This window comes from Pseudoalteromonas sp. SG44-1, from assembly GCF_014164315.1.
In the GTDB taxonomy this organism is placed as follows: Bacteria; Pseudomonadota; Gammaproteobacteria; order Enterobacterales; family Alteromonadaceae; genus Pseudoalteromonas; species Pseudoalteromonas rhizosphaerae.
The window spans coordinates 1-350 of the sequence record NZ_JACJEW010000266.1; the positions used below are offsets into that span (position 1 = coordinate 1).

Sequence of the window (350 nt, forward strand, 5' to 3'; positions counted from 1 at the left end):
ACCCCGTTTGAGCAAGATGATATTTATTATGTTATAGCGCGTAATGCCTGGGGCAATTTAAAACTCTACGGTGAGAAAACCGGACATTCTGTGGAAATCAGCCCTTACCTTAATTGGATGCGAACGAAAAAAGGAAATCAGCAAGATATTGAAGCTGGCAAGGCTAACCAAACTGCAAAAGATTTTATAGCACTGCAAGACCCTGAGCGACTTGATATAAAAAATAACCAAAAGAAACCACTTTTTCCTGCGGCATTAAAAAAACATGGCCCACTCAATGCTGATGAAGTGTACGGCTTTGCGCCATTTTTATTTATGGGTGGCGAGAAAAAAATCAAGAATATTGAAAA

At 39.1% G+C, this 350-nt stretch carries 1 protein-coding gene; it reads left to right on the top strand.

What is annotated here, in order from left to right; all coding sequences use genetic code 11:
* A partial coding sequence (locus tag H5187_RS24110; RefSeq protein WP_182798529.1) for a T6SS immunity protein Tdi1 domain-containing protein occupies positions 1 to 350 on the top strand: 350 nt, incomplete at both ends.